The sequence below is a fragment of the Marinobacter sp. UBA3604 genome (genome assembly GCF_002375325.1).
In the GTDB taxonomy this organism is placed as follows: domain Bacteria; phylum Pseudomonadota; class Gammaproteobacteria; order Pseudomonadales; family Oleiphilaceae; genus Marinobacter; species Marinobacter salarius.
Map to the genome: position 1 here is coordinate 1 of NZ_DFMB01000020.1, position 25,569 is coordinate 25,569.

At 57.5% G+C, this 25,569-nt stretch carries 24 protein-coding genes; 4 read left to right on the forward strand and 20 right to left on the reverse strand.

Translation table 11 applies throughout. The features are described 5' to 3' along the window. Positions 1 to 171 precede the first annotated feature (171 nt). From dtd to typA, 3 genes are all read right to left on the reverse strand, one after another. Positions 172 to 636: a D-aminoacyl-tRNA deacylase gene (gene dtd / locus B2590_RS05830; RefSeq protein WP_091644475.1), complete on the reverse strand. Its 465-nt coding sequence runs from the start codon at positions 634 to 636 to the stop codon at positions 172 to 174. A gap of 81 nt (positions 637 to 717) precedes the next feature. Then, positions 718 to 1,680: a prolyl aminopeptidase gene (gene pip / locus B2590_RS05835; protein ID WP_091644472.1), complete on the reverse strand. Its 963-nt coding sequence runs from the start codon at positions 1,678 to 1,680 to the stop codon at positions 718 to 720. Positions 1,681 to 1,779: 99 nt separating this feature from the next. Then, positions 1,780 to 3,591: a translational GTPase TypA gene (gene typA, locus B2590_RS05840; protein WP_036203432.1), complete on the reverse strand. Its 1,812-nt coding sequence runs from the start codon at positions 3,589 to 3,591 to the stop codon at positions 1,780 to 1,782. A 558-nt stretch (positions 3,592 to 4,149) separates the two neighbouring features. On the opposite strand from typA, the gene glnA reads away from it, so the two are divergent. The 4 genes from glnA to ntrC all read left to right on the forward strand — a co-directional run bounded on the left by glnA (position 4,150) and on the right by ntrC (position 9,094). Further along, on the forward strand, positions 4,150 to 5,553 hold the full coding sequence (gene glnA / locus B2590_RS05845; protein WP_036203429.1) for a glutamate--ammonia ligase: 1,404 nt from the start codon (positions 4,150 to 4,152) through the stop codon (positions 5,551 to 5,553). A gap of 175 nt (positions 5,554 to 5,728) precedes the next feature. After that, positions 5,729 to 6,259 (forward strand): DUF4124 domain-containing protein, encoded by a 531-nt coding sequence (locus tag B2590_RS05850; protein ID WP_075195668.1) that lies wholly within the window; start codon positions 5,729 to 5,731, stop codon positions 6,257 to 6,259. Between the two features lie 328 nt (positions 6,260 to 6,587). Beyond that, positions 6,588 to 7,670, forward strand: coding sequence for a nitrogen regulation protein NR(II) (glnL, locus tag B2590_RS05855; RefSeq protein ID WP_036203423.1), 1,083 nt, complete (start codon positions 6,588 to 6,590; stop codon positions 7,668 to 7,670). After that, positions 7,667 to 9,094: a nitrogen regulation protein NR(I) gene (gene ntrC, locus B2590_RS05860; RefSeq protein ID WP_041335667.1), complete on the forward strand. Its 1,428-nt coding sequence runs from the start codon at positions 7,667 to 7,669 to the stop codon at positions 9,092 to 9,094. Before glnL ends, ntrC begins: the two co-directional genes overlap by 4 nt. A 12-nt stretch (positions 9,095 to 9,106) precedes the next feature. On the opposite strand, the gene B2590_RS05865 is transcribed toward ntrC, so the two are convergent. The 17 genes from B2590_RS05865 to B2590_RS05945 form a co-directional block, all read right to left on the reverse strand. Next, on the reverse strand, positions 9,107 to 12,319 hold the full coding sequence (locus tag B2590_RS05865; RefSeq protein WP_075195667.1) for a DUF6701 domain-containing protein: 3,213 nt from the start codon (positions 12,317 to 12,319) through the stop codon (positions 9,107 to 9,109). Beyond that, positions 12,316 to 12,729, reverse strand: a complete 414-nt coding sequence (locus B2590_RS05870) for a pilus assembly PilX family protein (RefSeq protein WP_041335665.1) — start codon at positions 12,727 to 12,729, stop codon at positions 12,316 to 12,318. Before B2590_RS05870 ends, B2590_RS05865 begins: the two co-directional genes overlap by 4 nt. Further along, a complete protein-coding gene (locus B2590_RS05875) occupies positions 12,719 to 13,501 on the reverse strand; it encodes a type II secretion system protein (RefSeq protein ID WP_041335663.1) in 783 nt (260 codons plus the stop codon). Before B2590_RS05875 ends, B2590_RS05870 begins: the two co-directional genes overlap by 11 nt. After that, positions 13,501 to 14,010, reverse strand: coding sequence for a type IV pilus modification PilV family protein (locus B2590_RS05880; protein WP_041335661.1), 510 nt, complete (start codon positions 14,008 to 14,010; stop codon positions 13,501 to 13,503). The genes B2590_RS05875 and B2590_RS05880 overlap by 1 nt, the downstream gene beginning before the upstream one ends. Further along, complete coding sequence (locus tag B2590_RS05885; RefSeq protein ID WP_041335659.1) at positions 14,007 to 14,486, reverse strand: pilus assembly FimT family protein; 480 nt, start codon at positions 14,484 to 14,486, stop codon at positions 14,007 to 14,009. The genes B2590_RS05880 and B2590_RS05885 overlap by 4 nt, the downstream gene beginning before the upstream one ends. Before the next feature lie 82 nt (positions 14,487 to 14,568). Then, positions 14,569 to 15,036 carry a prepilin-type N-terminal cleavage/methylation domain-containing protein gene (locus B2590_RS05890; protein ID WP_082040589.1) on the reverse strand — a complete coding sequence of 156 codons (468 nt, stop codon included), beginning with the start codon at positions 15,034 to 15,036 and terminating at the stop codon, positions 14,569 to 14,571. A 33-nt stretch (positions 15,037 to 15,069) separates the two neighbouring features. Then, positions 15,070 to 15,588, reverse strand: coding sequence for a prepilin-type N-terminal cleavage/methylation domain-containing protein (locus tag B2590_RS05895; RefSeq protein ID WP_091644468.1), 519 nt, complete (start codon positions 15,586 to 15,588; stop codon positions 15,070 to 15,072). 25 nt (positions 15,589 to 15,613) lie between these two features. Beyond that, on the reverse strand, positions 15,614 to 16,195 hold the full coding sequence (locus B2590_RS05900; protein WP_091644465.1) for a hypothetical protein: 582 nt from the start codon (positions 16,193 to 16,195) through the stop codon (positions 15,614 to 15,616). Further along, positions 16,196 to 17,425, reverse strand: a complete 1,230-nt coding sequence (locus B2590_RS05905) for a type II secretion system F family protein (RefSeq protein ID WP_278367903.1) — start codon at positions 17,423 to 17,425, stop codon at positions 16,196 to 16,198. Next, a complete protein-coding gene (locus tag B2590_RS05910) occupies positions 17,425 to 19,221 on the reverse strand; it encodes a GspE/PulE family protein (RefSeq protein ID WP_041335658.1) in 1,797 nt (598 codons plus the stop codon). The genes B2590_RS05905 and B2590_RS05910 overlap by 1 nt, the downstream gene beginning before the upstream one ends. Positions 19,222 to 19,224: 3 nt before the next feature. Then, positions 19,225 to 20,313 (reverse strand): tetratricopeptide repeat protein, encoded by a 1,089-nt coding sequence (locus B2590_RS05915; RefSeq protein ID WP_041335656.1) that lies wholly within the window; start codon positions 20,311 to 20,313, stop codon positions 19,225 to 19,227. Continuing rightward, positions 20,310 to 21,149 carry an ExeA family protein gene (locus B2590_RS05920; RefSeq protein WP_041335653.1) on the reverse strand — a complete coding sequence of 280 codons (840 nt, stop codon included), beginning with the start codon at positions 21,147 to 21,149 and terminating at the stop codon, positions 20,310 to 20,312. The genes B2590_RS05915 and B2590_RS05920 overlap by 4 nt, the downstream gene beginning before the upstream one ends. Before the next feature lies 1 nt (position 21,150). Beyond that, complete coding sequence (gene mshL, locus B2590_RS05925; RefSeq protein WP_041335651.1) at positions 21,151 to 22,887, reverse strand: pilus (MSHA type) biogenesis protein MshL; 1,737 nt, start codon at positions 22,885 to 22,887, stop codon at positions 21,151 to 21,153. Continuing rightward, positions 22,884 to 23,195: a hypothetical protein gene (locus B2590_RS05930; protein WP_041335648.1), complete on the reverse strand. Its 312-nt coding sequence runs from the start codon at positions 23,193 to 23,195 to the stop codon at positions 22,884 to 22,886. The genes mshL and B2590_RS05930 overlap by 4 nt, the downstream gene beginning before the upstream one ends. Position 23,196: 1 nt before the next feature. Continuing rightward, entirely contained in the window at positions 23,197 to 23,895 is a 699-nt protein-coding gene (gene gspM / locus B2590_RS05935; protein ID WP_075195658.1) for a type II secretion system protein GspM, read from the reverse strand. Next, positions 23,892 to 24,500: a PilN domain-containing protein gene (locus B2590_RS05940; RefSeq protein ID WP_075195657.1), complete on the reverse strand. Its 609-nt coding sequence runs from the start codon at positions 24,498 to 24,500 to the stop codon at positions 23,892 to 23,894. The genes gspM and B2590_RS05940 overlap by 4 nt, the downstream gene beginning before the upstream one ends. Beyond that, positions 24,497 to 25,405: a biogenesis protein MshI gene (locus B2590_RS05945; RefSeq protein ID WP_199448899.1), complete on the reverse strand. Its 909-nt coding sequence runs from the start codon at positions 25,403 to 25,405 to the stop codon at positions 24,497 to 24,499. The genes B2590_RS05940 and B2590_RS05945 overlap by 4 nt, the downstream gene beginning before the upstream one ends. Positions 25,406 to 25,569: the final 164 nt, after the last annotated feature.

Here is a 25,569-nt window from a genome sequence, read left to right on the forward strand (position 1 = left end):
CGCGCCATGCCTGGCGCACCATAAAAAAACCGGCAGCCCGAAGGCTGCCGGTTTTCGACTACTTGATAGATTAGCTGGTTAGCTGATCAGAAGTAGTAAACACCACCAACGGCCAGCGCAGCACCAGAAAGGACCACCGACCGTTGCAATGCCTCGCAATAGGGCGACACCTCAACCCCGCCCCGGCACACCTCCAACCTCCAGAAGAAACGTGACCGGCCCATCGTTTACCAAGGCCACCTTCATGTCCGCGCCGAACCGCCCCTGGCCAACCCGAGCTGCGCCCAACTGCGACCCACACGAGGCCACGAATTCATGAAACAGTGTTTCGGCAGATTCCGGGCCCGCTGCTACCGAAAATCCCGGACGGGATCCGGACCGGGTATCAGCAGCAAGCGTAAACTGGGGAACAACGAGGAGGGAGCCGCCCGTATCGAGCAGGCTGCGATTCATCCGTCCCTGGTCGTCGGGAAATACCCGGTAGGCGAGTAATTTTCGACACAGTTCCCGCACCGTGCTGGAGTCGTCTGACTTCTCCACACCGAGCAACAACAAAAGCCCCGAACCAATCTCGGAGATGATCTCATTGTCGACGGTGACGCTGGCGTGGGTAACCCGCTGTATCAGCCCTTTCATCAAGCTCCCTGCGCAAGGACTCAAAATTCGGAAGGAAGTTTATCCACGCACCAGGCTCGCCGCAACCTTCTTCATGTGACTTTACGTATCCCTACCTTCAAGCTTCGCAGCGACCTCATCGACACCACGCATCAGGGCATCAATGATGGCGGGCTCGGACGCCGAGTGCCCTGCATCCCGTATGATCCTCAAGTCTGCTTCCGGCCAGGCCTGGCTCAAAGCCAGAGCATTGTCCAGCGGACAAACCATATCGTAACGGCCATGGACAATGATGCCTGGAATATCCTTGAGCAACGCCGCGTCACGTACGATCTGATCATCTTCCAGAAACGCATTATTCATGAAGTAATGGCATTCGATTCGGGCCAGGGCAATGGCCACATGGGGATGCCCAAAGTGCTCAACCACACGCGGATTCGGGTGCAGGGTCGCACACCGTCCCTCCCAGATGGACCACGCCTTGGCAGCCTGCATCTGTTCCAGTTCGTTGCTGCTCGTCAGGCGACGGTAATAGGCCGCGACGAGATCGCCACGCTCACCCTCCGGAATGGGCGCCAGGAAATCCCGCCAGTAATCGGGAAACACGCGGCTTGCGCCTTCCTGGTAAAACCAGTGAATATCCCTGGGCCGACAAAGAAAAATCCCCCTTAGCACCAGGCCAAGCACCCTGTCCGGGTGCGACTGGGCATACACCAGGCTCAGCGTAGACCCCCAACTGCCGCCAAACAGTATCCATCGGTCCACCCCGAGAAAGGTCCGCACCGTTTCTATATCGTCCACAAGATTTTGCGTGGTGTTTCCAACAAACTCCGCCAGAGGCCTCGAACGGCCTGCACCACGCTGATCCATCAGAATAATTCGGTAGCGTTCGGCATCGAAAAAACGGCGGTGATAGTCCTCGCACCCACCACCCGGCCCACCATGGACGACCAGAACAGGAATGCCATCCGGATTGCCGCTTTCTTCAACAAAAAGCTCATGAGGGGGATCAACTGCGATGCGATGTTGGGCGTTAGGCTTGATATCTGGAAACAGGGTGAGCATGAGGCGCTCCGGACAAAGGATTTAACCGGAGTTTAGCTGAAGACAACGAAAAAGGGGCGGGCCACATTGGCACCGCCCCTTAATATCACGTACTGAAGATTACTTCTTATGAGCGCGCTTACGCTCATTCTCGGTCAGAAGCTTCTTGCGCAGGCGGATCGACTTGGGCGTCACTTCCACCAATTCATCTTCATCGATGAACTCCAGAGCCTGCTCAAGGGTATGCTTGATCGGCGGCACCAGGCCGATGACCTCGTCCTTGCCGGACGCACGCATATTGTCCAGCTTCTTCCCCTTGGTGGGGTTAATCACCAGATCGTTGTCACGACTGTGAATACCACACAACTGACCTTCGTACACTTCCTGGCCGGGATCCAGGAACAACTTGCCCCGGCTCTGCAGTGTTTCCAGCGAATAAGTCAGCGCGGCACCAGTTGCCATTGACACCAGCACACCGTTCTGACGACTGGTCACATCACCGCTCTTAATAGGGCCGTAATGGCTGAAGGTTGAAGTCAAAATACCCGAACCGGAGGTCATGGTCAGGAAGGCGTTACGGAAACCGATCAGCCCGCGCGCCGGAATCGTATACTCAAGACGCATACGGCCCTTTCCGTCCGGCACCATGTTGGTCATTTCACCCTTGCGGAGCCCCATCTGATCCATAAGCGCACCCTGGTGCTGCTCTTCGATGTCGATGATGACGTTTTCGTACGGCTCCTGTTTAACACCATCGATCTCACGGATAACCACTTCCGGACGACCCACGGCGAGCTCAAAGTTCTCGCGACGCATGTTTTCGATCAACACTGAGAGGTGCAGCTCGCCACGGCCGGATACCTTGAACTTATCTGCCGACTCACCTTCTTCAACTCGCAGAGCAACGTTGTGCAGCAGCTCTTTTTCCAAACGCTCTTTGATGTTGCGGCTGGTGACAAACTTACCTTCCTTGCCACAAAACGGTGAGTCGTTGACCTGGAACGTCATGGAAACCGTCGGCTCATCCACCGTCAACGGCGGCAAGGCTTCAACATTGGCCTGGTCACACAAGGTGTCAGAGATGTACAGCTCATCCATGCCGCTGACGCAAATAATGTCGCCCGCCTGCGCTTCGTCGACTTCAACACGCTGCAGCCCGGAATGGCCCATGATCTTGAGAATACGGCCCTGGCGCTTTTTGCCGTTGGCACCAATGGCCGTAACCGGAGAGTTGGTTTTAATCTTGCCGCGCATAATGCGGCCGATGCCAATAACGCCCAGGAAGCTGTTGTAGTCCAACTGAGAAATCTGCATCTGGAACGGACCGTCCCGGTCGACGTTGGGCGCAGGTACGTGATCAACGATGGCCTGGAAAACCGCGTCCATGTTGTCGTCCAGCTTTTCGTGATCCATTCCGGCAATGCCGTTCAGGGCACTGGCGTAGACAATCGGAAAGTCCAGCTGCTCATCGCTGGCGCCGAGGTTGTCGAACAAGTCGAACACCTGATCCACTACCCAGTCCGGGCGAGCTCCAGGGCGGTCAATCTTGTTCACGACGACAATCGGGTGCAGGCCCGCATCAAACGCTTTCTGGGTGACAAACCGGGTTTGTGGCATCGGGCCATCAATAGAGTCAACCACGAGCAACACGCAATCGACCATACTCATGACACGCTCGACTTCACCCCCGAAATCGGCGTGACCCGGGGTGTCCACGATATTGATGTCGTAGTCGTGCCACTTCAGCGCCGTGTTCTTGGCCAGAATGGTAATACCACGTTCTTTTTCCTGGTCATTGGAGTCCATGACACGCTCGTTTTCGAGCTCTTTGCGATCCAGAGTGCCGGACTGGCGAAGAAGCTGGTCAACCAGTGTGGTCTTGCCATGGTCAACGTGGGCGATGATGGCGATATTACGAAGTTTATCAATCACAACTATAATCCTGCAGCATGCACTGAATGACCTGAGAGGTCTTCAGTAGGCGCAAAGCCCCTTACATGCCGTCTCAAATCCGTAAAATGAATTTCATTTGTCGGGCCGGGAAGCCCGAATACCCCCTGAAGAAACTCAGCGTCTGTGCTGAATACCTGAGGCAAAAATGAAGTGGCGCGCAGTATATAGCAAACTCACTTGCGTTTATATGAAGAAAAACGCCTATCGAAGCAACAACCCATCTGCATCATTTTGGTGCATTATTTCAGCTATCGCACCGTTTTAACGCACCACGAAAGAGCGATAGGGCCACCCAATCAGCACATATCGCTCCAAAACAGCCCGAACGCCTTGGTATTGCGCACTTGTGGCGCATGCATCAAAAACTGGCAAGGCTATTGCTAAACCTTAAGCAGCCGAATTTACAGGTAACTCGCAACAGCTTTTGTTAAGCTGCCCTACCTGAAAGAAAGATCGGGAGTCAGCACTGCTGAACGATCCGGCAACAATGTACACAGAAATCGCCCGCACGGCGGGATAACAGACGGAGCATGCACAATGTCCAAGACGATTGATCTGATCAAGGAACACGAAGTCAAATGGATCGACCTGAGATTCACTGACAGCCGTGGCAAAGAACAACACGTAACGCTGCCGGCCACCGAGGTGGACGAGGACTTTTTCAGCGACGGCAAGATGTTCGACGGCTCTTCAATCTCCGGCTGGAAAGGCATCAATGAATCCGACATGATTCTGATGCCGGACGACAGCACCTCCGTGCTGGACCCGTTCACCGAAGAAACCACACTGAACATTACCTGTGACATCGTAGAGCCTTCCACCATGCAGGGCTATGAGCGTGACCCACGCTCCGTTGCCCGCCGTGCGGAAGAGTACCTCAAGTCCACGGGCATCGCTGACGGTGCCCTGTTTGGTCCGGAACCTGAGTTCTTTGTTTTCGATTCTGTTAAATGGAATGTGGATATGCAGGGCGCTTCCTACCACATCCACTCTGAAGAAGCCGCCTGGGTATCCGGCGAAGACTTCGATCGCAACAACATCGGTCACCGCCCGGGTGTTAAAGGTGGTTACTTCCCGGTTCCGCCAGTGGATAGCCTGCACGACCTGCGTGGCGCCATGTGTGCCGCTATGGAATCCATGGGCCTGGAAATTGAGGTTCATCACCACGAAGTCGGCACCGCTGGCCAGTGTGAAATCGGCGTTGGCGCCAACACCCTGACCCGCAAGGCTGACGAAGTGCAGATTCTCAAGTACTGCGTACACAACGTGGCCCACGCCTACGGTAAAACCGCCACCTTCATGCCCAAGCCTGTGGTTGGTGATAACGGCTCCGGCATGCACGTACACATGTCCCTGAGCAAAGACGGCAAGAACCTGTTCGCAGGTGACAGCTATGCCGGCCTGAGCGAAGCAGCGCTTTACTATATCGGTGGTGTCGTCAAGCACGCCAAGGCCATCAACGCCTTTACCAACCCTGCAACCAATAGCTACAAGCGTCTGGTTCCGGGCTACGAAGCACCGGTTATGCTGGCCTACTCCGCCCGTAACCGTTCGGCCTCCATCCGTATTCCATACGTGAACAGCCCGAAAGCACGTCGTATCGAAGTGCGTTTCCCTGACCCGGCGGCCAACCCGTACCTGGCGTTCGCTGCATTGATGATGGCCGGCCTGGATGGTATCCAGAACAAGATCCACCCGGGCGATGCCATGGACAAGGATCTGTACGACCTGCCGAAGGAAGAAGCGCTGAACATTCCGAAGGTTGCTGAAACCCTGTCCGAAGCTCTGGATTGCCTGGCTGAAGATCATGAATTCCTGACCCGCGGCGGCGTGTTCACCGAGGACATGATTGCCGGCTACATCGATCTGAAGCGCGGTGAAGTTGAGAAACTGAACATGACCACGCATCCGGTCGAGTTCCAGCTCTACTACTCCTGCTGATCCGTTCGTAAGGATCAGCAACCCAGAGAAGCCCCGCCTTGCGCGGGGCTTTTTTGTGTACGGCCGCACATTTCGACCAGCCTTAACGGAATGTAACCAAGCTGCCGGGTAATGGCGTTGAAATACTCATGACTGGCGCTGATAATCGGGTAAAACAATCAGACAGGTTGTCTCTATGAACGCACGGCTTGCACTACTCTCTGGCATTGTCGCTCTTGCGGCGCTTCCGGTTTCCGCCGAGGTCTATCGTCAGGTGGATGCTCAGGGCAACGTTACCTATACCGACGAGCCCTCGGAAGGCACCCCTGCTGAGGAGATCAAGGTAAAACCGGTCACCACGGTCACTCTGCCAAAACTCGAAGCGGTTCGGGAGCCAGAGCGGTTGCGGGAAAAAGTGCAACAGGAAGGCTCCGTCTACGACAGCGTCCGCTTCCTCGCGCCGGGTGATGACCAGGCCTTCCACAGTGGCAGCGGCGACGTGGAATTCCGCGTGACCAGTTCACCTGGCCTTCGGGGCAGCCACAAGTACGAAGTAACTCTCGACGGCCAACCGGTTGGCCAGAGCGCTTCCGGGACAGTGATGGTGCGCAATGTGTTTCGCGGCACCCACGATGCAGGCGTCAATATCGTCGACAGCAACGGTGTTACCGTCAAGAGCGGCGAAACCATTACCTTCACCATCCACCGGCCCAGCGTCAACAACTGATGCACCCTTCCGGGGCCCCGACCGTTTCGGGCCGGGGCGCCATACAAACGCAGACCTGTAGCGGTTAGCGAACCACCACGCCATTCCTGCTTGCCCCATTTTAGTGCGGTCGCACCATAAAAAAGCCATACTCTGACCATTCCCAGAGCGGATATCCGCGGGCAGGCTTTACGCAATGATATTTCTGCACTACACCACGCCGTGTTCACAGGCCTGTAACCCGCATGCCCGCTAAATGCGCACTGTCATCGCCACGAACAGCCAATGTGGTTCGTTTTTTGCAAAACTGCCTTAGCAACCCGCAAGGCCCATCAAAAGGGACAAACGAATGGCAATACCGGCCGGATACAAAAGCATACTGGACAGCCTGACCACAGCCGTACTGGTGCTGAGTGACGGGTTAAGAGTCCAGTACCTGAATCCGGCGGCCGAAAGTCTGTTTGAAACCAGCGTAACCAGAAGTAAGGGAGCCCCGATCAACGACATCCTGATCGACTCTGAAGATGCCCTGCAAACACTGTATGCAGCAGCCGAGAATGGCCAGTCGTACACCAGACGCGAAGCGGAATTCATACTGACAAGCGGGTTGCGGCTGACGGTTGATTATTCGGTGTCCCCCATAAGCCTTGAGCCAACGGAACTGTTGATCGAAATCCAGCCCAGGGACCGCTTGCTACGGATCAGCCGGGAAGAAGACATTATCTCCCAGCAGGAAACCACCCGGATACTGGTCCGGGGCATGGCCCATGAAATCAAAAACCCTCTTGGAGGTATTCGCGGGGCGGCCCAGTTGCTGGACCGCGAACTGCACAACGAAGACCAGAAAGAATACACCCAGGTGATCATTGCAGAAGCGGACCGCCTGCGAACCCTGGTGGACCGCATGCTCGGCCCGAACAAAGCCCCAAAAATGGCGTCCACCAATATTCATGAGGTTCTGGAGCGCGTCAAAACCCTTTTGGAAGCTGAGAGCCGCGGCCGCTTGAACTTCCGGAGAGATTACGATCCCAGCCTCCCCGAGTTCCAGGGCGACAAGGAACAGCTGATTCAGGCTTTCCTTAACATCGCCCGCAACGCCATGGAAGCCGCGTTCGAGAACCAGGCGGAGATGACCGGCGACGAACAGCCGACGATCACCTTCCGCACACGCGCATTGCGACAGTTCACCATCGGCCACAAACGCCATCGCCTGGTGTGCCGCGTGGATGTGATTGATAACGGCCCGGGCATACCACCGGATCTGTTGCAAAACGTTTTCTACCCGATGATCAGTGGGCGAGCCAGCGGCACAGGCCTCGGCCTCTCCATCACCCAAAGCATCATCGGGCAACATCACGGGCTTGTTGAATGCGAGAGCGAGCCCGGAAAAACCGACTTCATCATCTTCCTGCCTCTGGAGGAAAACCAATGAGCCAACCGGCAAACGTCTGGATAATTGACGACGATCGCAGTATACGTTGGGTGCTGGAGCGCGCCCTGAACCAGGCCGGTATGCAGCCCCGGGTGTTTGAAAGTGGCGAAAGCATCATGATGAGGCTGGAGCACGAACAGCCCGATGCCATCATCAGCGACATCCGTATGCCCGGCGTCGACGGCATCACCTTGCTCTCACAGATTGTTGACTCACACCCGGATCTGCCGGTGATCATCATGACCGCCCATTCCGACCTGGAAAGCGCGGTGACCAGCTACCAGACGGGCGCCTTCGAGTACCTTCCAAAACCGTTTGACGTGGATGATGCCGTCGCACTGGTGAAGCGGGCCGTTGCTCACAGCCACGAACGCCGGGCCACCTCGGAGCCGCAAGCCGAAAGCGCACAGAGAAATGCCGAAATCATTGGTGAAGCGCCTGCGATGCAGGAGGTGTTCAGGGCCATCGGCCGATTGTCCCACTCCAACATCACCGTACTGATCAATGGCGAAAGTGGTACCGGTAAGGAACTGGTTGCCCAGGCCCTTCACAACCACAGCCCCCGGGCCAGCCACCCTTTTATCGCACTCAACATGGCCGCGATTCCAAAGGACCTGATTGAGTCCGAGCTGTTTGGCCATGAGAAAGGCGCCTTCACCGGAGCGGCTGCCGCCAGGCAGGGTCGCTTCGAGCAATCCAACGGAGGCACCCTGTTCCTCGACGAGATCGGTGATATGCCCGCCGACACCCAGACACGGTTATTGCGGGTGCTTGCGGATGGGGAGTTCTATCGGGTGGGCGGCACCACGCCTATCAAAGTGGACGTCCGCATCATCGCGGCTACACACCAGGACCTGGAAAAGCTCGTCCAGGCGGGCACCTTTCGGGAAGATTTGTTCCATCGCCTGAATGTTATCCGGGTGCACTTGCCAAAACTCGCGGAGCGCCGCGAGGACATCCCGCGGTTAATGGAACATTTCCTCAAGCGGGCTGCCCGGGAACTGGCAGTGGAAACCAAAATACTGCGCCCGGAAGCCGAAGAATACCTCACCACCCTGCCCTGGCCCGGCAACGTCCGCCAGCTTGAGAACACCTGTCGCTGGCTGACGGTGATGGCCAGTGGCCGCGAGGTTCACATCGATGACCTGCCGCCCGAGCTGATGCAGCAGGCCGAAGCGCCGGCCACCGGCCAGACTTGGCAGGAAGGCCTGCGCAACTGGTCGGAACAGGAGCTCAAACGCGGCCACAAAGGCATTCTCGATACCGCCGTGCCGGAGTTTGAGCGCATCATGATCGAGACCGCGTTGAAGCACACCGGCGGGCGCCGGCGTGATGCCTCCATCCTGCTAGGCTGGGGACGGAATACCTTGACCCGCAAGATTAATGAACTCGGGATGGATCACCCGGAGGGGGAGGAGGACTGAGCCCCCTTCCCGCTATTTCTCCTGCCAGTAGATAACGCGGTCATGGCCACGGTAGACGCCGAAGGTGGCCAGGGCTGAGGGATCCTCAAGTGAGCCGTCGCCGTTGAAGTCGTCCTTTAGCCAGTCAGCTACGGCCCACGTCAGCGTGTCTGTCCCCTGCGAACCCGCCGGCGCCAGCCGAAGCGGGCCAGCCTCTCCTGCATTGAAAGTACCGGAATCTGAAGCCAGGGTATGGTGCGCCGCGGTGCCACCGATATTGTCTGTTGTCCAGCCCGTGCAACTGTCAGCCGTATTTACCACAAATCGGGAGCCATTCCAGTATTCCACTTGGAAGGGCATCGGGAGTTCGTCAATGTTCTCCGGGCCAGACACGTTTTCCATGGACAGGCGACCGTAGCGCACGTCGAAATTCGCGGCCGGTGTAAAGAGGTAGGGGGCGCCAGCACCGGCCACTCCGTCCGAATCCACGATATCAGTAACACTGTATTCCAAAGCGGGGTCAAACAAGGGAACGCGGGCTTCCGGGACCTTATTGTAGGTGACCGTGTCATCACTGGCGTAGTCAAACTGCAACAGGCCAGGGTCAGGCTCATCACCCCTTAGCGTTCCGCCCCCCGAAACGACAGTGACCGCCAATGGACTGCCATCGCGGTTCAACACAGTGGAATCAGCCGCAGGTGCTGTTCGACTGATTCCTGCGGTGGAAAGCCGCTGAAAACCCGGCTCCGTGTAGTTGAGCGTGCGGTTTCCCTCAACGGATACCGGTTCAATCGTCAGACTCGGAACCAGTTCCCACACCATGTCCAACCCGATGTAAGAAAACGACGTAGCCACTGTACATCCCGCTTCCAGTTCGCCTGGACCCAGTTCACCCGGATCAACGGTCACCTCAAAACGGTCGGGATAGAAACGACCGGTTGGACCACTGCTTCCACCCGGCGCCGTCAATCCAAGATAGGTACCCGTGCCCGGATCTGCCTTGAACCGAAAAACACCCACTTCCGACACATTCACACTGACCGTCTCAGTAGCATCTGCCGAACGAGTATGGGAATAGATCAATGGCGTGACTATGCCATCGTCACCGCCCGATGGTGCAACTACCTCCGATGACAGCGGAATGTCCGACAGACGGAAGTTGGGTGTTACCGGATTGCCCTCGCAGAGGCTAACGTCACTTTCTTCTTCCCACCCGACGGCTGTAATCGATAGATTGAAGTCTTCCTCGGCTTTCACAAACAGAGGGCAAGAGGCATCCCCGTCTGAGCATTCGCCGCCTGTTCGGACACAAAAGCCCGCCGGTACACTGACAAACTGATCGGCACCGGGCATCACCAGCCCCGCGTCGTCCGTTGCCGCAGAACCGCGATACTCGGCGTTCAGTTGCATATTACCGGCATCAGGATATTGAACATCGATTTCCGCAATACCATCAGCGCCAAAGTCAAGATCAAGTATCGTAGGATTGCTACCGTCGCCACTGATATCGCCGCCATCCACCGAAAGGGCACGACTGACAGGGCGACCGCTCGGGCCCGGGTCCACGTAGGTTGACCAGAAACGAACCGGCTTCTCAACGTTCTCAAACGCGGGCACGCAGGCTTGGGTTACGTCGTCCCGCCGCACCGCCTGCACTTCAATGGGACCAGACGGACGGTGGGAAGTCAGGTTCGGTATATCGAAGGCCAGCCCCGAGTCAAAAAACTCGATCTCGCAATTCGCCGCCGACAGATTGCCCGCGCCTATCTGACACAGCGTCACCGCTTGGGGGCGTGTAGAGGGGCGGGAACCAATAACATCCAGCTCAACGACGCCAGCAACTCTATTTGCCAGGGTTGCCTCCCCGGCCCCCCCGGAAAAACTGACAACGTTACCGCTCTGCCAGCCGTCCAGAGGCTCGAGAGTTGCCTCAACCGGATCAGTGAACAGTTGATCGCAACTGGCATTGGCGCAGGCGCGGACGGTGACCGTTTCAGGCTGGCACGTAAGCGCCACCCCGTCATGGCGGATTTCGAAGTGATCCACTTGCTCACCCACCGGATTAAGCTTGAGCGCACATAGCTGAAACTGGTCGAGCTCATGGATGTTGGTTGCCCCGCCGGTGGAGCCCGTCAGCGACAGCAGGAAGTTCTCCGGCACCGCCGGTTGCCCTGGCTCGTTCAACGCATTGAACGGTGGGATTAGCATGTCGTAGTTGTTGCCGGTACCGGTCAGATCCCGTTCTACCGACACAATGGCTTCTCCGGATTCCCTGGAGTCAATGATGATGCGATACCGCTGGGCGTCCGGGTTATTGGTGTTCGGCGTGTCAATGCCAGGTGTCAGGCGATCAGTGGCCCGCATGAAACGGTAATCGGGAGCCGCGCCACGAATGGCGACTGAATCCAGTGTCCGTCCATTTCGTCCACCCTGGCGCCCTTCGTTGCTATTGGAAAAGTTACCGTACTCATCCAAACCGATGCCCAGCCAGCCACCTGCAAACCCGGGGTCACCATTATTACGCTGTGCATAGCCAAGGGACCCCCCGTAACTGCCAGGTTGCGGGGTTACAACCGAATCCGACAACGCAATGGCAAGGCCGTCTGCGCCACTGCCCCCGTATGCGTAATAGTTAAACTCCAGAATAACAAGGTTTTCAGCGCCAGGAATTTCCCGCTGCAACGTGGCCGCCGTTGCCTGGTTTCCGCGAGCCTCTGTCATTCGGAGCCGGCCGTTAACAATCTGTGGAGTAAAACTTCCCAATGAAACGGAGGTTACCCAGTCGTCCCCATTGAGCTGTCCGCTGGTGTAATCGTCGTTAAAACAGGTGAGTGCGTTCGGGTCCTGAACGACAATCTCAATACTCCCACGTTGATCTTCGATCCATCGGGGGTTGCACTGGCCGCCATTCCGATAGTTTCGGCAGTACTCAGAGAAAAACGCTACCGTGTAAGTGCCCGGCGTATCAAAACTAGTCGTTCGATTCAGTGATGGCACCGTGCAAGGACTGGTGGCATATATTTCTTCTTCCGGATTGCCGGCGTTCACCCAGTTGTCACGCCAAGCTGAGTTATTGCCTTGCACGTTTGTGCAATTGGTAGCCACAACCTCAATGGAGACAGAATCGCCCACGTCTACCGTCACCGGTCCATTCGAGTTACCATTCGCGGAGACGGTAATCGTACCGTGCGCGGGGGCAACAGCAACAGACAAAAAAAACACAAACCAGAAACCCGCTACCTTCATCGCACACGTACCTCAATCTCTCGCGTGGCCTGCTCGGTGCCTACGCCACATTGTCCGGTGCTGACCAGGGTATAAACATCTTCGTCAGCGGCATCGCCTTCAATATCAGCCCGCACAACGGAGCAACTGAGACTGGTGCTACAGCCATTGAGGCCTCGCCCTGTAAAACTCAGAGACCCCGGCACTGACCCACAGCCACTGCCATAAAGTGCCTCGGTGACCGCTGCCTGAGCTCCGCTTTCCGCCGCGTAGAACGCGCGTTGAGACAAAATCTGCTGACTGACAGCCGCGCCGGTACTTTCCTGTTGCTGCGCCATGCTGGTTACAATCAAAGCTAAAACGGTGATGATAAAGAGGGCGATTGGCAACCCCGCACCACGCTGTCGGTTCCAGTATTGGTCAGGGTACATTACGGATCTGGACCTCCTGGCTGACGGTTGTGGTTTCGCTGCCATCGGCGCTTAAAAGATCAAACGTAAACTGAACCACCGCTGCCCGTTGCAGGGTTGCAGGCAGGAACCGGAAATCGACGGTTCCGGTTACGCTGGCCGCCAGTACTTCCGGTGTAACCGGAGGAGGATCAGGCTGAGTGGACGTCGGCGCATACCCGCTATAGCGATACAGAAAGCGGCCGCTCTGACAAATACTCACCGGCTCACCCACAAGGAACAGGCGCCGCGCTGGCGAAGTTGAAGTAAAACGATGGCTGGCCGACAGGCTTATGGTGGCCGGCGAGCCCGGGACTGCCGTATTGTTAACGCCAGAAATCAGTGAGGAGACCGGGCCAGGATTAGCGCCAGTATAGATATCCCCCGTCGTGGTCCCGTAACCATAGATAACCACACGCCTGTTACTGACAACAGGAGGCTGAGCAAACTCAGCAATCTCGATTTGGCTCACTTCAGTGGCCGGTAGGTTGAGATAACTAGTTCCCGCCTCCATAGGCAACCACTCGATGCAAGAGCCGGTACTTCGAACCGACAACGGAAAGGCCTCCCGCAAGTCACGGGTCAGCTGTTCACTGATCACCACGGACTGGAGTGCTCGCAACTGACGGGCGCTGGTATCCAGCGCGCCCTGGGTCGACAGGCCGACAAACCGCACCGACACCGTGGCCACGATACTCAGCAGCACAATCACCATGATCAGCTCAATCAATGTGTATCCAGACTGGCGAGGCATCAGTAGTTCGCCCTGTATACGGAGAAATCGTAGCTCTGACCGCTAGGGTCTGTAATCGTCAAATCGATGCGTTTGGCTTCATCAGCCGCAAGCCCGATTTCATCGCCGGCGCACTCGATGGCAACTGACACCTGAAAGCCGGCGTAGTCCGCGGCCAGGCCAGTGCCTTCGGCATTCTCCGGGACCGCATCGGTAATCTCGTTATAGTCATCAACGTCGTCGTAATCGGCGCGACTGCCTTCTTCAGTGTTTATGGTGCAACCCGGCTCTCTCGGAAACCCACCTACGGGTGTGTTTTCGTCATACCGTCGGCTGAGAATTTCGTCCATGTAAATCTGCGCGAGTGCAACAGCCCGGGTCTGATTCAATGGATCCGCACTACGCCCGGAGATAAGCGCAAACGCACCCACTACCCCGGCAATAGCGACGCTGATAATAACAATGGTGATCACCAGCTCGACCAGTGTGGCACCTTTCTGGGTGCGCCCGTATTTGACTGGCCTGGTCATGGACAGGTCCCGTCATAAACCGCGCCCAGGGAACTGAGGCAGAGATTGAACGTGCTATCGCCAGTAACACGGAAATCAATGTTGGCTCTGGCCGTCGGGGATGCGACCCGGCCAAAGCCGTCAAAGCCCACCGTCAGGCCGCCAGCAGGAACATTGGTATAGGCCGCATTCGCTACGCGATAGGCCAGTGTTGAGCCACTGCGCTTCAGGATGAATTGTGAGGAGGCGGCTGAAAACCTGAGTTCGTCGCCGGTCTGGCGAATGGTCAGCGTGTCAGCGCTGTTCCCTGCCAGCGCCGCCTGCTGGGCAAGCAGCGTGGCGGACGACAGTTGCTGGGTAACAAGAAGAGGAGAAAAGGCGGAGCGGCTGGCAAACAGGCCAACACCCAGAGCGGAGAGAACCCCGATCAGGATGATGACCATGACCAGCTCTACAAGGGTGAACCCCGATGACATCGGGGCGATTCTTTTTCTCATGCCCCTCTCCCGGATTTACCGTAGCTGCAGTACTCAGGTCGAATTAGAGAGTCGCTAATTCGACCTACACCACTACAATTGCTTAGCAATCAGCGGTTGCTCGAGCTGTCACGCCACCGGTCGAAGGGTCATATGTGAAGTTACAATCTACAGTCCCGTTCCCATCGGTATCCTCTGCTGATACCAGTTCGATATTTCCACCACTGAACACAAAATCGTTTGCGTCTAATTGCGCAGCGGTACCAATACCAGCAGCATCGTTTGTCGGATAGCCCTCTGCGGACATGGTGATTCCGTTAGCGCCATCCAGATTAACCGCCTGGCTCGCAACACTGCCGTTCGCAACCCAGCGGGAGTGGGCGATTGCCGCTGCTGATTTCACAGAACCGACACCGCCTTCAAGTGCTGCCGAACGAGCATCGGATCCAAAATCCGCAAACCTCGGCAACGCAAACGCCGCCAAAATACCCAAAATCACAATCACCATCACCAGTTCAATAAGGGTGAAACCTTTCTCTTTTCTTGCTGCCATCTGGTTCATCATATTCATGGTCTTCTCCTGCTTTTGCTGCTTTAAAATGGATTAATTGATAACCCGAATCACTTCGCCGCTGTCGGCGTCGTATTGAATGTTGTCCGTGCCACCGTTGAGGTTGTACTCATAGGTACACACGGAGCCGCTTGCGCTTGCTGTGTAATCGGTTGTATCTCCGGACGTTGCCACGGTCGGCGCGTTTGACTGCATCAGGGCCAGCCAGAGGTTTTGGCACTCTGTGGCACTCATGGCGGTCGGGTCGGTGTTGCCACCTACGCCCGTTGGCCAACCGTCAGCACTCACGTCGACGTTTTCCTCGCCAAAGCCGGGCAGATTAGTTTGCGCGCCAGCGGCGCCACGGGCGGTCCACTGGGCACGAACCAGTGCAACAGCAGCGGCGTAGGCGCCCGAGGTGCCCTGGATGCTTGCCCGGTGGGCCTCGTCCGACAGTTCGGCGAATCTTGGCAACGCAAAGGCTGCAAGAATGGCGAGTATGGAGATCACCACCACCAGCTCAATCAGGGTAAACCCCTTTGTCTGGCGCGCTTTCAGTGTCATTGCCCTCATAGTGTGGCCTCCCTGAGGCTTGTTATCAGTGTTCGGCACGATCGTTTTGCGTCTCCACCGGCTGCAATCTCAGCCCGGACTGGAGATCCTGTTCATCAAGGCGTCCGTTGCCGTTTCTGTCCGTGAACTCGACCGCCACAACCCATGCCATGGGTGTGTCGCCGCTTCCCTGCCTGTCTCCAAGGGTTATCGGCTGGCGTGGTTGAAATATAACCTGTCCCTGCGCGCTTGCCGTGTCTTTTTTGTAGCCTTTATCGCCGGTTTGTAACAGCTTGAAACACCACCGGCCAGGTTCCGGCGACTCATCATGACAGATGCCATCATACCGGGCCGGTTCCGATCCAAACCATTCGAACGGATTTCTGCCCGCCAAGGCCCTGAAGTCGGCCCCTTCCTGCAGGCGAATCTCCGCCCCTTTTACCACCAGTACACTTCTGATCTGGTTGAGCATCAGCCGTGTACCTTGTTGTTCTGCCCTGCCGGCTTCCCGCTCTGCAACTCCCAGTAATACCCACCAGAGGGTAAAAAGGATGCACAGGGCCACCAGAACTCTCAGGCGATGTGAGTTGATCAGCACCGACATCGCCGAATACTTCTGGCCAGTCATTCACCCACGCCCCATGGCGGCCGCTCCCAGGTCCCATATGGGCAGGAACACGCCCAGAGCAAGAATGAGAACCAGGATACCCATGGCCACGATCAGTATCGGTTCGATGGATTCCGCCAGCCGCTTGAGTCCGTAGTCCACGTCTTCGTCGTAGAAATCCGCCACGTTCACCAGCATGTCGTCCACCGAACCGGTTTCCTCACCAACCGCAATCATCTGCAGGATCAGCGGCGTGAACATGTCGCTCTGCCGGGCCGTCCGCAGCAGGCTTTCACCGCGTTCGATACCGACCCGCATGTCCTTGATGTGTTTGGATATCCAGGCGTTATCCGTGGCGTCTGCAACCACGGTCAACGCATGGGTCACGGGCATGCCCGCAGACAGCATACTGGCGAAGTTACGGGCAAACCGGCTTAGGGTGATCAGCTCCAGTAGCGGCCCGATAATAGGCATTTTCAGTTTGTAGCGGTCCCAGGTCAGGCGTCCCTGGTCTGTGTTTTTCCACTGCCTCACCAATATCGCCGTTGCAGCCATACCGAACAGTACGATGTACCAGTAGCCCAATAAAAAATTTGAGGTACCAACAAGTATCTGGGTCAGGAATGGCAGGTCGGCGCCCAGTTTGTTGAAGACCGCCGAAAACTTCGGAATCACCAGGAAGTTCACCACCATCAGCGCCCCAAACAGGGCAATCATCACAAAGGTGGGATAACGCATGGCCTGCTTAAGGCGCCGTTTGGTGTCGCGCTCCAGTTCGAGGATCTCAGACAACCGCTTGAAGGCGTCGTCCAGTTGCCCGGTGTTCTCCCCCACGTGGATCATGGCGATAAACAGATCCGGAAACACCTTGGGGTGCGCCTGCATGGCGCTGGCCATTGTGGTGCCGGCCTCGAGGCGATCCGTTACGTCGTCCAGCACTTCGCTGAGCGCGGGCGAGCGCGTCGTGTCCGCCAGGCCACGCATGGTTCGTATCAACGGGATGCCAGCCTTGGTCAACGCATGCATCTGACGGCAGAATACAATCAGTTCGTCCAGGGTGATTTTCTTGCGGAACAGCGGCAAGTTGTTCAGCCGGTCGCTAATGGATTCGCCTTGTGCCTGCTCATGGATCGCCAGGGGTGTGATGCCCCGCCGCATGAGTTCGGACGCTGCCGCCTCGGGGCTCGGCGCAGCCAGCGCTCCCTGCTGCACGGCTCCTCTGCTGTCCTTACCCCGGTACGTAAACTGCATCAGACATCTCCCTCATTGGGAGCAGGGTTGTCGGCATCGCTGTTACCAGAGGTTTGAGAGAGCACCGGCACCTCTTCCAGGGACACGTCGCCCTCAGAGGTCGCCGCCACTCGGGCCACTTCTTCCAGGGTAGTGACACCCTGCAGCGCAAAATCCATGGCACAAAGACCAAGCGGCCGGTAAAGGTGGCTCCTGCGCGCTTCCCGGGTAAAACCGGCGATGTCCTGGCGGCGCAGTGCGTCCAGCATTCCCTCGTTCATTTCCAGCATTTCGTACACCCCCAGACGCCCCCGGTACCCACTATTGCTGCACTGGTAGCAACCACGACCATGTACGAACCCGGCCTCCAGGTCGAGCGGATCAAGATCGAACTGGTTCAGCCAGACTTTTTCCTGACTGGTGGGCTCGTAGGCCTCGCGACAGTTCTCACAAATCTTGCGCACCAGCCGCTGGGCAACGACCCCAAGCAGAGAACTGGCCACCAGGAAAGGCTCCACGCCCATATCGATCAGTCGCATGGCACTGCTGATGGAGTCGTTGGTGTGCAGCGTCGAGAGCACCAGATGGCCGGTCATCGCCGCACGCAGGCCAATCTCGGCGGTTTCATGGTCCCGCATCTCGCCCACCAGGATCACGTCCGGGTCCTGGCGCAGCGCGGCGCGCAGTACACTGGCGAATTCCAGGCCGATTTTCGGGTTTACCTGCACCTGGGTAATGCGCGGCAGCCGGTACTCCACCGGGTCTTCTGCGGTGATGATTTTGACTTCCGGACGGTTGAGTTCGGTTAGCGCGCCATAAAGGGTTGTGGTCTTACCGCTACCGGTCGGGCCGGTGACCAGGATCATGCCATGGGGCTTCTTGATCATACGGCGGAAGTTTTCGAGCAGCGTTTCCGGCATGCCGGTGACGTCCAGGTTCAGCATGCCCTGGCTCTGGTCCAGCAAACGCATGACCACCGACTCGCCGTACTGAACCGGCATGGTGGAAACCCGCACATCGATGCTGCGGCCCTTTACGCGGATATTGAAGCGGCCATCCTGGGGAATCCGCTTCTCGGAAATGTTCAGGCCAGCCATCAGTTTAAGGCGTAGCACCAGAGCGGAGTTAACCCGCTTTTCCTTCATCACCTGTTCCTGCAGCACGCCATCCACCCGTTGGCGAATACGTACCACGGTCTCGTCAGGTTCAATGTGAATGTCGGAGCTGCGGGCCTGCACGGCATCTTCAAACAGCGTCTGCAGAAGCTTTACCACAGGTGCTTCCGCGCTTTCGGACTCAGCGCTGAGGTCCGCCAGGTCAAAAGCATCGTCGCCCAGTTCGTCTTCCAGTTCTTCCGCCAGCGAGGCAATTTCGTCAGTACGGCGATACACCAGATCGAGGGTATTCAGCAGTTCGCTTTCCCGCACAACGGCCTGCTTGATCGGCTGTTTCAGCACCCGCACCAGTTCGTCGTAGGCGAAGATGTCGAGCGGGTCGGCCATACCTACCAGCAATTCGCCGCTCTGTTCCGCCAATACGATGCTGCGGAAACGGCGGGCCATGGCTTCCGGCAGCTTCTTGACCAGCTCGTTGTTGAACTGGAAGTGGCGCAACTGAACGAATGGCACATCCAGTTGGCGTGACAGGATGTTGAGGAGGTTGTCCTCTTCCACATAGCCCAGATCGATCAGGGTACGGCCCAGCTTGCGTCCGGTATTTTTCTGCTCACGCAAGGCGGTCATCAACTGTTGCTCAGTGATGACATCGTTCTGGACCAGCAGGTCGCCTATGCGGATTTTTTTCTTTGCTTCAGCCATGGATCATCCTGCCCGCAATGCCTGCAGGCGTTGCTGTACGTAGTCGGCCAACGACCGGGGCAATCCCGGAAGTTCGGCTGCCTGCCGGTAGGCCCTGGCCGCTCCGGCCAGCTCGCCCTGTGTCTCGAGGGAAATCGCCAGCCCCACCCACCAGGGAGCCTGGCTGTCATCCCAGGCAATCAGTACCGCCCAGTGCCGGGCGGCTTCTGCACTGTCACCTTGTTGTTGCAGCAACGTTGCCAGCGTAACGCGGTATTCGGCATGTCCTTCCACAGGCGGAATGCTCGACGTCAGTGTGTTGAGGGCCGCACCCAGATCATTGTTGGCGTGCAGGGCCCTTGCTCTCAGCAAACGCAAAGCCGGGTTTTGTGCGGTAACCTCCGCGGGCAGCCAGCCAAGGGCCTGATCCTGTTTGCCATCAACCAGCAATGCCCTGGCAACCACATAGCGGCTGCGGGGGGCGTCCTGCTCCCGGGTCAGGGCCGCAAGACGGCGCTCTGCGTCGGTAATACGGCCCTGCGCCACCAACCTTTCCAGGTCCCTTGCAGTGCTGCGATCGGTCGCAGCCGGCGTTTCCGGCACCTGTTTCACATCAGCCATGGCAGTCTTTTCGGGTTCCGTTTCCTTAGCTTCTGTTTCTGCCTCTTTCTCTGGCTCCGTCGATGACGGTTCAACCTTTTCCCTTTTCGCCACCGAGGCAGGGGGCGACTGGGCTGGCTCCTGCTGCGTGGTGTCGGGTTCCATGGGTTCCGGTGACAGCGGTTCCGGTGACAACGGCTCTGGCGCCGGGTTTTGTGACGCGGGTGTCTGCGGGGTGGATGCCTGTATTTGAACCGGTTCCGGCTCAACCATTGCAGGCGACGACAATGGCTTTTCGGCTTCCGCCGTTTCTGCGGAGGCAGAAGAGGAGTTGATCGAGAACAGCCAGTAGCCACCAAGGCCAGCAACGACGATCGCCAGAACCACCAACACAATCATAAACACGGGCTTGCGATTGCCAGCCTGCGCCTGACCACCTGCATAGACTCCGGGCGCCACAGGCCTGTCCTGGCGCTGCTCGGCAGCCCGCAGTGCATCATTAAGCAAACTCATAGCCACCTCACCAGAAGGTTGGGCACGCGGGCGCTGTCAGTGTCCCTGACCGCTTGCATCACGTGCCAGCGGCTGACCTGGTGGTCGCCCCGGCCCCACGCTGACAACAGGGACTTATGGGCGATAATATTGACCAACCGCGGGATGCCACCGGATGAGCGGGAAATCAAACGCAGCGCGGAGGGTGCAAACAGATCACCGCCGTTGTACCCCGCCTGGGACAGGCGATGCCTGAGATACTGTGCCACCGACACCTTGTCCAACGGCGCCAGACGGTACTGGAACGTAATCCGTTGCCGTAGCTGCCTCATGCTGTCTCGTTGGAGTATCTGGTCCAGTTCCGGTTGCCCGAACAGCACCACTTGTAATAGCCGGGCACTTTCGGTTTCCAGATTGGTCAACAGACGCAGCGCCTCGATGGTTTCCTCGGGCATGGCCTGGGCTTCATCAATCACCAGCACCACCTGGCGTTGCTCCATGGCCAGCGCAATCAGGCGCTCGTTCAGAGCTTTCAGTATCTGGTGGGTGTTGGCGCATCGCCCAACGTCCACACCCAGTTCCTCGGCCACTGCCTCGTAGAGGGTCTCCGGTGTCAGGTGCGGGTTGGGAATGTAGGCCGTATGGGCATCCCGCTCCAGTTCATTGAGCAACAACCGGCACAGCAGGGTTTTGCCGGTACCAACCTCGCCGGTGATTTTTATAAAGCCTTCCCGCTCACGCAAGGCCACCAACAGCAGTTCCAGCGCATCGCTGTGGCTGCGTGCCCGGAGGAAATACCGGGTGTTGGGCGTCAATGCAAACGGTGCTTCCTGCAGTCCGAAATGAGCTTCGTACATGCTAGCGCCTGGCTTTCTCCGGTTGGGGTTTCACAGACTCGGAAGACTCCAGCAGTTCCCGCAGAACCCGCATCCGGTCGCGACTGGCCGATACATCCGCATTCATCTGCTGGCTGCCGGCAACCACGGGGCGCAACAGGATGACCAGCTCGCTCTTGCGAGACTGGAACCGGCGCTGTTTAAACAACTCTCCCAACAGGGGAATTTCACTGAAGAAGGGCACTGCCGAGTTGTTGTCTTCGCTGGTGTTCTGGATCAATCCGCCAATCACCACAATCTGGCCACTTTCGGCGCGGATCACACTGTCGGTCTCGCGAACCGTGCTTAGTGCCAAAGGCAGCGTGACGTCCCGGTCACCCACCGTGATCACCTTCTTCTGGTCATTCACCTCACTCACGGAGGGGTGCACGTGCAGGGTAATGGCGCCGTCTTCTGAAATCTGTGGGGTAACGTCGAGAGAAATCCCGGAGAAAAACGGAGTCAGTTCCACTGAGGTGGAAGTCCGGTCAGTGGCTGTCACTGCCGAGTTGTTGTTGTTGAAGTCGATGTCCGTTACGAAAAACTCGTCGGTGCCAACCTTGATAACCGCCTTTTGATTGTTGACGGTCGAAATTCGGGGGCTGGAGAGAATCTGCACGTTGCCCTGCTCGCCAAGCAATTCGATCAACCCGGTAAAGTCACCCGCCCGGACGCTGGCCGAGAACAACCCACCGATATCTGAGGTAGTAATCACCTGCCCTGCCAGAGCCTGTGCGGTAAAATCTTCCGGCAAGCCATCCGATGCGGTCACGCTTGACGCACTCTGGATATCTGCCCAGTTAATGCCTTGCTGATAGCCTTCGTTCAGACCAATCTCCAGGATCTTGGCTTCCAGCACCACTTGCCGTTGCATAATCAACTGAGTTCGGCGAAGGTACTCTTCCACCTGCGCCAGGGACTTTCCATCGGAGCGCACCATCACCAGCCCCGCGCCGGGATTGATGATCACCTGATTGCCGCTCTCTGACCCTACGATCATTTGCAGCGCGCGCTGAATATCGGTCCAGAAATCGGACTCGGTCTCGGTGGAGATGCGAGTGCCAACGAGATTCGCCGTTGAAGTGTTGTCGGAATTGTCCTGCGACGTACCCGCACCGGTTGAATTGTCACGTGAACTGCTGACCTGCCCTGAACTGACACGGGTTTCGGAGCCGCCACTGCGCTTGAAGTGCAGGTAGTCGATCGGGAACATCCGAGTCTGGACGCTTTCTGCCTTTACCTGAAACAGTCGCCCGTTGCGCTGAATATCCAGGCCATAGAGGTCGCTGGCGATATCCATAACTTCAGGGACAGTCACGTCCCGGAGCCTCAGGTCAACAACCGCGTCAACACCGGGATGAACCACCACGTTATACCGGCTACCATCCACCAGTGCTTCGAAGAACGGGCCGGCGGCAAGGCCACGGGCATCGACATCGAACCGTTCCTCGTCATCCGTGTCAGCAGACAGCGACGGCATCAGGGCCGCACTGACTTCTTCCGGAACACCTGCCCGCGCGGCCTGTTCCCGCTCGGCACGCTGCAACGCGGATTTGGCTTCGGCCTCCGCCAGCGCGTCATCAATCGACTGGGCAGCGTCCGTTGAGGTGGCCTGGCTGGTGCGCATCAGCGGGTTATTGCTGCAGGCGGCCAGTGACGTTGCCAGCAGCACGGTCAAAAACGTTCGATTCAGTGTCATAGCAGCTCGTTTGTCTGTCATTGCGAACTCCGCACTTGCGGAAGGGGGTCCAGGCGTAGAACGCGCACTCTTCCCTGATCAACCAGCTCAACCCGGTCGGGGTAAATCCGCCGAATGCGAACCCCCTCAAACGCCTGCCCTTCCCTGCGGGCCTCTCCATCGATAACCGCCAACCTGCGATTATTGCCAATAAATATCGACGCCAGTGAAAACTCCCTCGCCGGTTCTGACTGTGGCGCACTGCCTGAAAAGCCGCTCGGCCGGGTTGGATCCTCAAGGGCAAAGGCATACCCGGCAGCCAACATCCATACGATCAGCAACACCCTCATTTCAGACTCCCAACCATGCGCGGTCCAGGCTCAATGTCCTGACCCGAACCCGGATCTCGTTGTGCGGATACTCACTGACATCATAGTCAAGCAGCACCCAACCGAGGCGGGCGTCCATGGCTTCAAGGGTCTCGAGGTAAGCCAGCACGTCCATATAGCCTCCACGAATGGCAATTTCCGCATCGTGTGCGAACAGCAACGGCTCACGGGTTTCATTGTTGTCATTGCTGTTAGTGTCTTCTGGCGTGCCGGGACCGTCCTCAAATACGGGCACAGGCGGCATCAATTCAACACCCAGCAGCTCAAGTTCGTCCTGGGCCGCCAGGATGTCCCGCAATAATCCCACCATGGCCCTCGGCGCGATCAGCCGTCCGGTGGTTTTGGCCAGTTCCTCATCGAGTTGGTCAAGACGCTGCTGGCGCGCCGCGAGCCTGTCCCGAATTTGTTGGGACGGGTCGGAGGACAAGCGTGCGGTTAACACCTGTTGTTGCTCAAGCAACGACGCCTGAGTGTTGGCCAAAGAATCCAGGCGGGACTGGAGCTGGTCGTTGCGGCCCATCACAGGCGCTACACACAGTTCCCAGCCAACAAAAAGAACCAGGACCACGGCGGTTACAGTAATCATTGCCCGCTCGCGAACAGGGCGGTCATCGAACCAGGCAGTGCCTCTATCAAATTGCTGACGAAAGGCCTGTTTCATTCAGCACCCTCCCAGTTCCTGTCCGTGGCAACCTGAAACTCGATCCAGCGCCCGTCTTCCTCTCGGTCAAGCCGGAAGCTGCCGAAGGTCTTGCCCACGAAGGCGGGCTCCCCGCTAAGCTTTTCGAGGTATATCGGCACAAGTCGCCCAGACTGCGACCTGCCAGCCAACGCAACATTCCCCTGATGACCGTCCAGACGGATGCGGGTCAGCCAGAGTCCTTGCGGCACCTGTCGGGCTAATGCCGACAGCTGTGCTGAAAACCCCGCAGCCTCGCTGGCCACAAGGTCCTCCACACGACTCAGCAATCGCTGCCTTCGTGCCAGCGTCGCGGTTACACGCTCAAGGGCGGCTTCAACCTCAGGGTCGGGTTGGCGGGCTTCCGCCTCAGTGGTCAATTGTTCCACCGCACGCTGTAGCTGAGCATTCTGAGCCTGCCGCGAATCGACCTGCGCCTGCAAGTGCGACGCCTGATATCGGACAACCCCTGCGGAAACCACGATCACAACCAGCGCCAGGGCCAGAATGGACAACGCCATCCGGGCCTGCAGTTTTTCCTTTCGGGGACGGAGTTCATCGGTATAGAGGTTGACCTGCTGAATCATTTCGCCCCCTTGCCGGTCGGCAACAGGCTTGCGCCCCAGGCAACCAGGCAGCGGCTATCCAGGGGCTCATCAAGACCGTAAGGCGCCCAATCCAGCGCTTCAACAGTGGCGGCTACATAGGAGGCAAGCATGGAGGGCAATGGCATCAGGTTATCACGCGCCACCAGGCGAATGACGGCAGGGGGCACCTGCCCCAACTGGCTTTCGTAATAATCGAGGGAGCGTTGCATCTCAAGGGCCAAAGACTGCACGGCATTTTCCTGCCGCGCTGCATCCCGGAGGTCATCCGAAGTCACGTCCAGCCGTCGCGACAGGTACAGTGTTTCGCCTTTACAGACGATCATCTGCCCGAACCGCTCGCGCATGTGCACCACGGCCGCCCCCCGATGATCGGGATCAATACGGGGCACCAGGTTACGCAGAGCCAACTCGGCGATATCAATGGAAATCAATGCCAGATCGCATGCCTCGACCAGAGCAACCAGCTCACTAACGAGAGACTTCCTGGCAGCAACCACGTTAACCAGGTCCCCGCGGCCACGAGAAGCATCTTCCGGAAACGGAAACACATCGCAGACTGCATCGGACGGATTGAAATCGAGAATGTCCTTGAGTTTCCACTTCAGGGCATCACCAAGCTCCGAGTCTTCCACGCCCTCAGGGCGCTCCAACTGGAACACCTGGTATTGATCCATCGGTAAAACCAGAGTGGTATCGACACCCGCCCAGGCGCGCTCGCCGACCAATGCCCGGAGAACAGACTCACGCTTTGCCGGCAAGCAATCGGCAAAAGCCGCGCTACCTCCGGATTCCGCCCACGCGATGCCGTCAGGACGAATTTCCAGATAGATGTGCTGCCGTTTATCGGAACGATTCAGAAAGCTTTTAATAAAGCTCAGGGCCACTCGAAAGCCTCGATGCCTAAAAAATGGACGATTCTTATAGTGACTTTAATAGTAGTTGAAAAAGTAAACGTAATTCCATGTTTTATTGTTCTATTTCACTGCTTTTTGCAACTCGTTAACAGAAAAGCCCCCGCTTAGCGGGGGCTCAGATTGCTGACAAACCC

What these genes read in the sequence shown, in the direction of transcription:
- dtd (WP_091644475.1), bottom strand. Translation starts at nt 636, where the DNA reads ATGAAAGGGCTGATACAGCGGGTTACCCACGCCAGCGTCACCGTCGAC.
- pip (WP_091644472.1), bottom strand. Translation starts at nt 1,680, where the DNA reads ATGCTCACCCTGTTTCCAGATATCAAGCCTAACGCCCAACATCGCATC.
- glnA (WP_036203429.1), top strand. Translation starts at nt 4,150, where the DNA reads ATGTCCAAGACGATTGATCTGATCAAGGAACACGAAGTCAAATGGATC.
- B2590_RS05850 (WP_075195668.1), top strand. Translation starts at nt 5,729, where the DNA reads ATGAACGCACGGCTTGCACTACTCTCTGGCATTGTCGCTCTTGCGGCG.
- glnL (WP_036203423.1), top strand. Translation starts at nt 6,588, where the DNA reads ATGGCAATACCGGCCGGATACAAAAGCATACTGGACAGCCTGACCACA.
- ntrC (WP_041335667.1), top strand. Translation starts at nt 7,667, where the DNA reads ATGAGCCAACCGGCAAACGTCTGGATAATTGACGACGATCGCAGTATA.
- B2590_RS05865 (WP_075195667.1), bottom strand. Translation starts at nt 12,319, where the DNA reads ATGAAGGTAGCGGGTTTCTGGTTTGTGTTTTTTTTGTCTGTTGCTGTT.
- B2590_RS05870 (WP_041335665.1), bottom strand. Translation starts at nt 12,729, where the DNA reads ATGTACCCTGACCAATACTGGAACCGACAGCGTGGTGCGGGGTTGCCA.
- B2590_RS05875 (WP_041335663.1), bottom strand. Translation starts at nt 13,501, where the DNA reads ATGCCTCGCCAGTCTGGATACACATTGATTGAGCTGATCATGGTGATT.
- B2590_RS05880 (WP_041335661.1), bottom strand. Translation starts at nt 14,010, where the DNA reads ATGACCAGGCCAGTCAAATACGGGCGCACCCAGAAAGGTGCCACACTG.
- B2590_RS05885 (WP_041335659.1), bottom strand. Translation starts at nt 14,486, where the DNA reads ATGAGAAAAAGAATCGCCCCGATGTCATCGGGGTTCACCCTTGTAGAG.
- B2590_RS05890 (WP_082040589.1), bottom strand. Translation starts at nt 15,036, where the DNA reads ATGAATATGATGAACCAGATGGCAGCAAGAAAAGAGAAAGGTTTCACC.
- B2590_RS05895 (WP_091644468.1), bottom strand. Translation starts at nt 15,588, where the DNA reads ATGAGGGCAATGACACTGAAAGCGCGCCAGACAAAGGGGTTTACCCTG.
- B2590_RS05900 (WP_091644465.1), bottom strand. Translation starts at nt 16,195, where the DNA reads ATGACTGGCCAGAAGTATTCGGCGATGTCGGTGCTGATCAACTCACAT.
- B2590_RS05905 (WP_278367903.1), bottom strand. Translation starts at nt 17,425, where the DNA reads ATGCAGTTTACGTACCGGGGTAAGGACAGCAGAGGAGCCGTGCAGCAG.
- B2590_RS05910 (WP_041335658.1), bottom strand. Translation starts at nt 19,221, where the DNA reads ATGGCTGAAGCAAAGAAAAAAATCCGCATAGGCGACCTGCTGGTCCAG.
- B2590_RS05915 (WP_041335656.1), bottom strand. Translation starts at nt 20,313, where the DNA reads ATGAGTTTGCTTAATGATGCACTGCGGGCTGCCGAGCAGCGCCAGGAC.
- B2590_RS05920 (WP_041335653.1), bottom strand. Translation starts at nt 21,149, where the DNA reads ATGTACGAAGCTCATTTCGGACTGCAGGAAGCACCGTTTGCATTGACG.
- mshL (WP_041335651.1), bottom strand. Translation starts at nt 22,887, where the DNA reads ATGACAGACAAACGAGCTGCTATGACACTGAATCGAACGTTTTTGACC.
- B2590_RS05930 (WP_041335648.1), bottom strand. Translation starts at nt 23,195, where the DNA reads ATGAGGGTGTTGCTGATCGTATGGATGTTGGCTGCCGGGTATGCCTTT.
- gspM (WP_075195658.1), bottom strand. Translation starts at nt 23,895, where the DNA reads ATGAAACAGGCCTTTCGTCAGCAATTTGATAGAGGCACTGCCTGGTTC.
- B2590_RS05940 (WP_075195657.1), bottom strand. Translation starts at nt 24,500, where the DNA reads ATGATTCAGCAGGTCAACCTCTATACCGATGAACTCCGTCCCCGAAAG.